The organism is Allostella sp. (assembly GCF_041913585.1).
Lineage (GTDB): Bacteria > Pseudomonadota > Alphaproteobacteria > ATCC43930 > Allostellaceae > Allostella.
In genome coordinates this window covers 67,165-74,112 of sequence record NZ_JAYSFE010000005.1, presented here as the reverse complement: position 1 = coordinate 74,112, position 6,948 = coordinate 67,165, and the positions used below count along the sequence as shown (strand labels likewise).

At 74.0% G+C, this 6,948-nt stretch carries 8 protein-coding genes; 6 read left to right on the top strand and 2 right to left on the bottom strand.

Features of this window, described 5'->3' with window-relative positions:
* Window positions 1–377, bottom strand: a 377-nt coding sequence (locus tag ACE3Q3_RS02215; protein WP_374441110.1) for a type 1 glutamine amidotransferase, incomplete at its 3' end; no start/stop codon positions are given.
* A 168-nt stretch (window positions 378–545) separates the two neighbouring features.
* On the opposite strand from ACE3Q3_RS02215, the gene ACE3Q3_RS02210 reads away from it, so the two are divergent.
* Both ACE3Q3_RS02210 and ACE3Q3_RS02205 read left to right on the top strand, forming a co-directional pair.
* Window positions 546–1,511, top strand: coding sequence for a Bug family tripartite tricarboxylate transporter substrate binding protein (locus tag ACE3Q3_RS02210; RefSeq protein ID WP_374441107.1), 966 nt, complete (start codon window positions 546–548; stop codon window positions 1,509–1,511).
* A gap of 25 nt (window positions 1,512–1,536) precedes the next feature.
* Window positions 1,537–2,646 (top strand): enolase C-terminal domain-like protein, encoded by a 1,110-nt coding sequence (locus ACE3Q3_RS02205; RefSeq protein WP_374441104.1) that lies wholly within the window; start codon window positions 1,537–1,539, stop codon window positions 2,644–2,646.
* 13 nt (window positions 2,647–2,659) lie between these two features.
* On the opposite strand, the gene ACE3Q3_RS02200 is transcribed toward ACE3Q3_RS02205, so the two are convergent.
* The gene (locus tag ACE3Q3_RS02200) at window positions 2,660–3,490 is read right to left on the bottom strand and encodes a glycosyltransferase family 9 protein (protein ID WP_374441101.1); all 831 of its coding nucleotides are present in this window, start codon (window positions 3,488–3,490) and stop codon (window positions 2,660–2,662) included.
* A gap of 117 nt (window positions 3,491–3,607) precedes the next feature.
* Here ACE3Q3_RS02200 and ACE3Q3_RS02195 point away from each other — a divergent pair, with 117 nt between their 5' ends.
* Genes ACE3Q3_RS02195 through ACE3Q3_RS02180 form a run of 4 tightly spaced genes read left to right on the top strand, consistent with a single transcriptional unit; the run spans window position 3,608 to window position 6,933 of the window.
* On the top strand, window positions 3,608–4,612 hold the full coding sequence (locus ACE3Q3_RS02195) for a hypothetical protein (RefSeq protein WP_374441098.1): 1,005 nt from the start codon (window positions 3,608–3,610) through the stop codon (window positions 4,610–4,612).
* A gap of 11 nt (window positions 4,613–4,623) precedes the next feature.
* Window positions 4,624–5,739 (top strand): hypothetical protein, encoded by a 1,116-nt coding sequence (locus ACE3Q3_RS02190; protein WP_374441095.1) that lies wholly within the window; start codon window positions 4,624–4,626, stop codon window positions 5,737–5,739.
* 36 nt (window positions 5,740–5,775) lie between these two features.
* The gene (locus tag ACE3Q3_RS02185) at window positions 5,776–6,267 is read left to right on the top strand and encodes a PaaI family thioesterase (protein ID WP_374441092.1); all 492 of its coding nucleotides are present in this window, start codon (window positions 5,776–5,778) and stop codon (window positions 6,265–6,267) included.
* A gap of 6 nt (window positions 6,268–6,273) precedes the next feature.
* Window positions 6,274–6,933 (top strand): CDP-alcohol phosphatidyltransferase family protein, encoded by a 660-nt coding sequence (locus ACE3Q3_RS02180; protein WP_374441090.1) that lies wholly within the window; start codon window positions 6,274–6,276, stop codon window positions 6,931–6,933.
* Window positions 6,934–6,948 lie beyond the last annotated feature (15 nt).

Sequence of the window (6,948 nt, the reverse complement as noted above, 5' to 3'; positions counted from 1 at the left end):
ACCCGGTAGCGGTGGATGCCGACGCCCCAGCCGCGGTCCGACTTCTCGACCCGGCCGCCCATGGCGTCGGCCAGGATCTGGTGGCCGAAGCAGATGCCGACGACCGGCACCCGGTCCGCCACCGCGCGGCGCAGGAAGTCCTTGAGCGGGCGCATCCACGGCAGGTCGTCATAGACGCCGTGGCGCGAGCCGGTGACGATCCAGCCGTCCTCGGCCGTCGTCGCCTCGGGGAAGACGCCGTCGAGCACGGGATAGACCGCGACCGACGATCCCGGCTCGGCGCCCTGGAGCAGGCGCTCCATCATCGGGCCGAAGCCGTCGTGCCGGTCGGCCATGTCGGGCGGCACGCGGCCGGCTTCGAGAACGCCAATGCGCATCGGGATGCTCCAGGGAGGACGGGCCGGGAGGCGGCCCCCTTCCATATCGCCCCACGGGCCCCGACCGCAATTCCCGCGGGGTGGCGCACCGCGCGAGGCGCGGCTATCGTCCCGCGCCCGCCCCCCGGCAACATCCGAGGAGGGTGCCAGAAACGGAAGGAACCGCCCATGCTCCGCCGCAGCATCGCTGCCGCCGCCCTCGTCGCCGGCTTCGCCGGGGCGGCCGCCGCGGCCGATTTCCCCTCCCGCGACATCCGCTTCCTCTGCGGCTTCTCGGCCGGCGGCAGCTGCGACCTCGTCAGCCGCATGTTCGCCGAGAAGCTGGGGCCGATCTTCGGCCAGAACGTCGTCGTCGAGAACAAGACCGGCGCGTCCGGCATGATCGCCCTGACCGAGGTCTCGCGCGGGGCGCCGGACGGCCATCTCGTCACCCTGTCGACGATGGCCAACCACACCGTCCTGCCGCAGATGCCGGGGGTGAAGCTGGCGATCGACCCGAACCGGGACGTGACGCCGATCGCCAGCCTCGCCAACGTCTACAACATGCTGATCGCCAGCCCCCAGGCCCCCTTCCAGACGGTGCCGGAGCTGATCCGGTATGCCAAGGCGAACCCCGGCAAGCTGACCTACGCCTCGGTCGGCAACGGCTCGAGCCAGCATCTCGCGGGCGCCCTCTTCCAGCGCCTGACCGGCACCGAGATGCTGCACGTCCCCTATCGCGGCGGCGCCAACGCGCTGGTCGACATCACCGCCGGCCGCACCGACCTCATGTTCGGCAACATGCCGGAGTTCCTCGGCCAGATCGCCGGCAAGGGCGTGCGCGCCATCGCCTTCGGCGCCGCCCAGGCGAGCCCCCTCTTCCCCGACCTGCCGCTGGTCAGCCAGACGGTGCCGGAGTTCAAGATCGGCAACTGGTTCGGCCTCGTCGGCCCGGCCAAGCTGCCGCCGGAGATCGTGGCGAAGTGGGTGGCGGCGCTGGAGAAGGTCGCGGCCGATCCCGACTTCCAGCAGCGCATGGCGAAGAACGGGCTCGAGATCATCGTCGGCCCGCCGGCCCGCCTGGAAGGGCTGGTCAAGACCGACCTCGCGCGCTGGGGCGAGGTCATCCGCGGCGCCAACATCCGCGCCGAGTAGGCGAAGGCGGAAGGTCCCCCCGGCGATGAAGATCACCGACGTCACCCTCGCCCTCTTCGACTGGGAGGGCATCCCGAGCCTCAGCTACGGCGCGCACGCGGCCCAGAACACGGGCCGCAGCCGCCTCGGTCTCCTCACCATCCGCACCGACGAGGGGGTCGAGGGGCACGGCTTCCTCGGCTCGGCGACCAACCCCGCCGACAGCGAGGCGAACTCGCTGATCCGCGTCCTCAAGCCGCGGATCCTGGGCCAGGACCCGCTCGACCGCGAGAAGCTGAACCACCTCATGTGGGCGCGCGTCCGCCAGACGACGACGCGGGCGATCGGCGTCATCGACGTCGCGCTGTGGGACATCGCCGGCAAGGTCGCGGGCCTGCCCATCCACAAGCTGATGGGCTCCTATCGCGACCGGGTGCCGGCCTATGCCTCCTCCGAGGTGCTGCCGTCGGCCGCCGCCTATGCCGAGCAGGCGGTCCAGGTCCAGGAGGCCGGCTGGGCCGCCTACAAGATCCACCCGCCGCAGCGCCTCCGGGACGACATCGCCGCCTGCGAGGCGGTGCGCCGGGCGGTCGGCGACGACTACACGGTGATGCTCGATTCGACCTGGGGCTACGACTACCCGACGGCGCTGCGCGTCGGCCGGGCGGTGGAGGAGATGAACTACTACTGGTACGAGGACCCGCTCGCCGACCAGGACGTCTACAACTACGTCAAGCTGCGCCAGGCGCTGCGCATCCCGATCATGGCGACCGAGTACCCGCTGGCCGGGCTCGATTCCTACGCCGTCTGGCTGACCGAGCGGGCGACCGACTACCTGCGCGGCGACGTCGCGGTGAAGGGCGGCATCACCACCGTGCTGAAGACCGCCCATCTCGCCGAGGCGTTCCGCATGAACTACGAGATCCACCACGGCGGCAACTCGCTCAACAACCTCGCCAACCTCCACGTCACCATGGCGCTCCGGAACTGCGAGTTCTTCGAGGTGCTGCTGCCGGAGGCGGCGCAGAAGTACGGCATGGCGGAGGACATCGCCGTCGGCCCCGACGGCATGGTGGCGGCGCCGACGAAGCCCGGCCTCGGCGGCGCCATCGACTTCGACCTGATCCGCCGCAAGACCGCGCACCTCCTGTCGTGAGGGGCCGCGCCCCCTACTGGGTGATCGTCGCCACCGCCGTCTGGCGGCCGCTGAGGAGGTGGCGGAGACCGTCCAGAACGAGTTGCGGCGACGGCCGCCAGGCGTCGCGCGTCAGGATGCAGACCTTGGTCTGGAACGGGTTCCAGTCGCGGGCGTAGCGCGCCGGGATGCCCTGCTCGGCCTTCATCCAGACGACGTGTGGGCAGCCGCAGAGCGCGGCCAGGTGCATCGGCCCGGACGACGGGCCGATGGCGCAGCGCGCCCGGGCCAGGAGGGCGCACTGCTGGTCGAGCGGCAGGTGGCGGCAGTCGACGGCGCCCTCGGGCACGATCGCCAGTTCCGGCCGGCCGATGGCGGCGACCGAGAAGCGCCGGGCGAGCCCGCCGCACAGCCGGTTCCAGTCGTCGGCCGGCCAGTTGCGCTGTGCCTTCTCGTCCTCCGGGCCGGCGAAGGCCGGGATCGCCCGGGCGTGGACCACGAGGTCGAAGGTGCGCTCGGGCGCGACGTCGAGGCCGAGGCGGCGGTACTCCCACTCCGCCTCCCGGACCCAGCCGACGGCGTCGCGGTTGCGCCGGATCGCGAACGCGTCCGCGCCCGGATAGCGGGCATGGATCGCGCCGTCATAGGGCCGGCCGCCGGTGCATTCGTAGCCCTGGGTGTGCCAGGTGCCGGGCGACCAGGGCTCGAACCGGTCGCAGAAGTCGCGATAGAGATACTCCATCTCCGGCCGGCTGATCGCCACCGTGCGGTCGTAGCCGCGCGAGCGGTGGCGGATATGCGCCTGCCAGCCCATCAGTTCCCAGCCGAACTCGCCGACGAACGGCCCGGCGACCAGTGTCCGCATCCCGACTCCCCGACAATGGCCGATCATAGCGGGCGGCGACGCGGTCGCGCTGGTCTTCCGGGCCCGCCCGTGTTCCACTCGCCGGACCCTGAATTCCGGCGTTTCGGAGTCCGTCCCGTGTCGGCCCGCTTCTTCGTCGCATGGCTGTTCGCCTGTCTGCTGGCCGCCGGTGGCGGCCGGGCCGGTGAACTGCCGGCCGTGGGCGAGGTCCACCGTTCGACCGTCTTCGTGCTCGGCAAGCCGGTGCCGCTGCCGCCCGGCGACTGGACGGTGATCGGCCAGGGCTACGGCCCGGTCGCCGGCCCGTCGCCCGGCGCCTATGGCGCCATCGGCGGCGTCGTCCTGGCGCAGCAGCGGGACGGACTGGTCGACGGTCTGGTGATCGCGCACGCCAACCTGCTGCCGGTCGAGGGCGGCTGGGGGCCGGCCGCGGAGTGCCGGCGCCTCGATGCCGTCTACGCCACCGGCGTCGCCGCCAGGGGCCCCAACGTCGCCTGCGGCTACGTCCTCGTCCTGCCGGCCCGGGACGTGTCGATCGCCCGCCTGCCCGCCTGGGGCGCCGGCCGGGCCGAGGCGCTTCGGCGCGGCTGGCGGATCCCGGGAGCGCTGGCCGTGGCCGGGCTCCGGGTCGGCGACCGCCGCGACGTCGTCGACGTGCGCTACGCCTGGGCGGCCACGGCGGCGCCGACCGCCGTCCCCCGCCTGGAGCGGGCCTCGCTGGTCGAGGCGGCGGCGGAGCCGGCGCGCATCCGCGCCTCGGCGCTCGCCTCCTGGATGCTGCGCGCGCTGGCCGAACTGCGCAGCCGCATCGAGGACCCGCTGGCGCCGATCGCCGACCTGCCGCCGCTGGGCGCGGCGGCCCGCATCGCCGGCCCGCCCCCTGGCGCCAGCCGCTGGCACCGGCGGGTCGGCAGCCTGCTCGCCAACCGCGTCGTCCACGCCGCGCTCGCGGCCGGGGCCGGCCTCGTCGTCACCGGCAGCGCCTACACGGCCGGCCTCGTCGCCGCCCTCCAGACCGCGGTCGGCGGCACCCTCGGCAAGATGGTCGAGTTCGGCTGGGAGTGGGAGGCCCCGCGCCCGCCGATGCAGTTCGGCCTCGATCCCCGGACGCCGACGGGCTAGGAGCCGTGGGCGTGCCCTTCCTGCTCCGCCTCCTCGCCGTCGTCCTGGCGCTGGCCCTGCCGGCCGCGCCCGCGCTTGCCGAAGCCGGCGACGAGGCGGCGGCGCGCGGCGTCGTCGAACTCGCCGGCAAGCTGGTGCCGCTGCCGCCCGGCGAGTGGGTCGCCGTCGCCGACACGGTCGAACGGCGGGACGGCGACGGCTACGCGACGCGGGTGCTGGTCCGCATCGCCGGCAATGTCGCCGACGCGCTGGTGATCGCCCGCGCCAACCTCGCGAGCCGACCCGCCCCGCTCGCCGCCCCGTCCGAGTGCAGCCGCACCGACCTGCACCTCGCCCACGTCGCCTACGACACGCCCGTCGACGGGCTCTGCCTCTTCGTCAACCATGTCGTGCTCGGCGACGAGGTGCCGGGGCCGGTCGCCTGGCTGATGGCGCGCGAGCGGCTGGCGCGGCTCGGCGTCGCGCTCACCGACACCTGGCTCACCGTCGGCATCCGCGCCCGGACGGTGAGCCACGCCGTCGACCTCCACTACTACTTCGCCCCGCCCGACCATCTGGCCGCGCTGCCCTCGCGCGGCTGGGCCGACAGCCGCTGGGCGCCCGAGCGGATCCAGGCGGATGCCGACCGCCGTGCCTCGCTCCGCCGCCTCACGGTCTGGGCCGTCTGGGCGCGCGAAGCGGTCGAGCAGGGCCTGCGCGGCCAGGTTCCCGACCGCGCCCTGCCACCCTCGCCCTGGGACGGCCCGGACCTCGCGCGCCGCCTGACCGAGCGCCGGGTCGAACAGGTCGACGCGCTCCTCGCCCGCGGCCTCATCGGCGCCGAGGAACACCGGCGCCAGCGCGCCCTGCTGGCGCGGGTCGAGTTCGACCCGGACGGTTCGGCGGAGCCCCTGTGGCGCGACCGCCTGTGGCAGGATCTCTCGCAGCGGCTGGCGTCGGTCGCCGAATCGCTCGGCATCTCCTATCTCGTGCTCGGCAGCCTGTGGCCGTCGGTGGGTTTCGCGGTGCTGCTCGACATGATGGCCCCGGTCGGAACCTATCTGCAGGAATGGATGTGGCCCACGGCCGACGCCCGCCCGGCGCCCCGGGCGCCGGCCGATTTCGGCGAGATCGGCCACAGCGGCTGAGGCGGTGGAAGGGGATCGCGGGACGTGGAGCGGACGGTGGATGGACGCAGGGTCGGCCTGGTGCCGGTCGAGGAGATGGCACGGCTGAGCGGCCTCGAGTTCCTGACCCGGATCGTCGCCGGGGAATTGCCGGCCCCGCCGATGGCGGCGACGCTCGGCTTCGCCCTGGTCGCGGTCGAGCGCGGGCGCGGGGCGATGGCGGGCCATACGGGGCGAAGCGCCACACACCACTACAACCCGCTCGGGACCGTGCATGGCGGGCTCGCCATGACGCTGCTCGATTCGTGCATCGGCTGCGCCGTCCAGACGGTGCTGGCAGCCGGCCTCGGCTACACCAGCGTCGAGACCAAGGTGAACTTCACCCGCGCCATCGGCCGCGACGGCGGGCCGCTCCTCGCCGAGGGGCGGATCGTCAGCGAGGGGCGGCGCATCTGCACCGCCGAAGGGCGCCTCGTCGGCGCCGAGGACGGGCGGCTCTATGCCCACGGCACCGGCACCTGCCTCGTCTTTCCGATCGGCGGCGCCTGACGGCCGGTGCTCGACGCCGCCCTGCAACCGATCGTCCTCCGCATCGTCGGCCCGCCGGGGCGCCGTCTCGCCGCGGCCGGGGTGCCGGCCGACGCGGTCACGATCGCCGGCTTCGCGGTCGGGCTCGCCGTGCTGCCGCTGCTGGCGGCGGGCGCCTTCGCCTGGGCGCTGGCGGCGATCCTCGCCAACCGCGCCCTCGACGGGCTGGACGGGGCCGTCGCCCGCGCCGCCGGGCCGACCGAACGCGGCGCCTTCCTCGACATCGCGCTCGACTTCCTCTTCTACGCCGCCGTCCCCCTCGGCTTCGCCCTCGCCGCCCCGCCGGCGAACGCGCTGCCGGCCGCGTTCCTGCTCTTCGCCTTCGTCGGCACCGGCTCGAGCTTCCTCGCCTTCGCCGCCCTCGCCGCGCGCCGCGGGCTGGTCGAGACGAGGCTCGCGGGCAAGGGCATCCGCTACCTCGGCGGCCTGACGGAGGGCACCGAGACGATCCTCTGCTTCGTCGCCATGTGCCTGTGGCCCGACGCCTTCCCGGCATTGGCCTGGGGCTTCGGCGGGCTCTGCCTGGTGACCACCGCGACGCGCTGGTGGACCGGCTGGCGCGCCCTGGGCGGCGCCGTTCCCCCGGCCGCCCTGGGGGGTGGACGGCAGCGGGCGCGGCGCGGATGATGCATCATCTTCCGT

Bases quoted from the DNA above. Each gene is read 5' to 3' on its own strand.
- ACE3Q3_RS02210 (WP_374441107.1), top strand. From the start codon at position 546: ATGCTCCGCCGCAGCATCGCTGCCGCCGCCCTCGTCGCCGGCTTCGCC.
- ACE3Q3_RS02205 (WP_374441104.1), top strand. From the start codon at position 1,537: ATGAAGATCACCGACGTCACCCTCGCCCTCTTCGACTGGGAGGGCATC.
- ACE3Q3_RS02200 (WP_374441101.1), bottom strand. From the start codon at position 3,490: ATGCGGACACTGGTCGCCGGGCCGTTCGTCGGCGAGTTCGGCTGGGAA.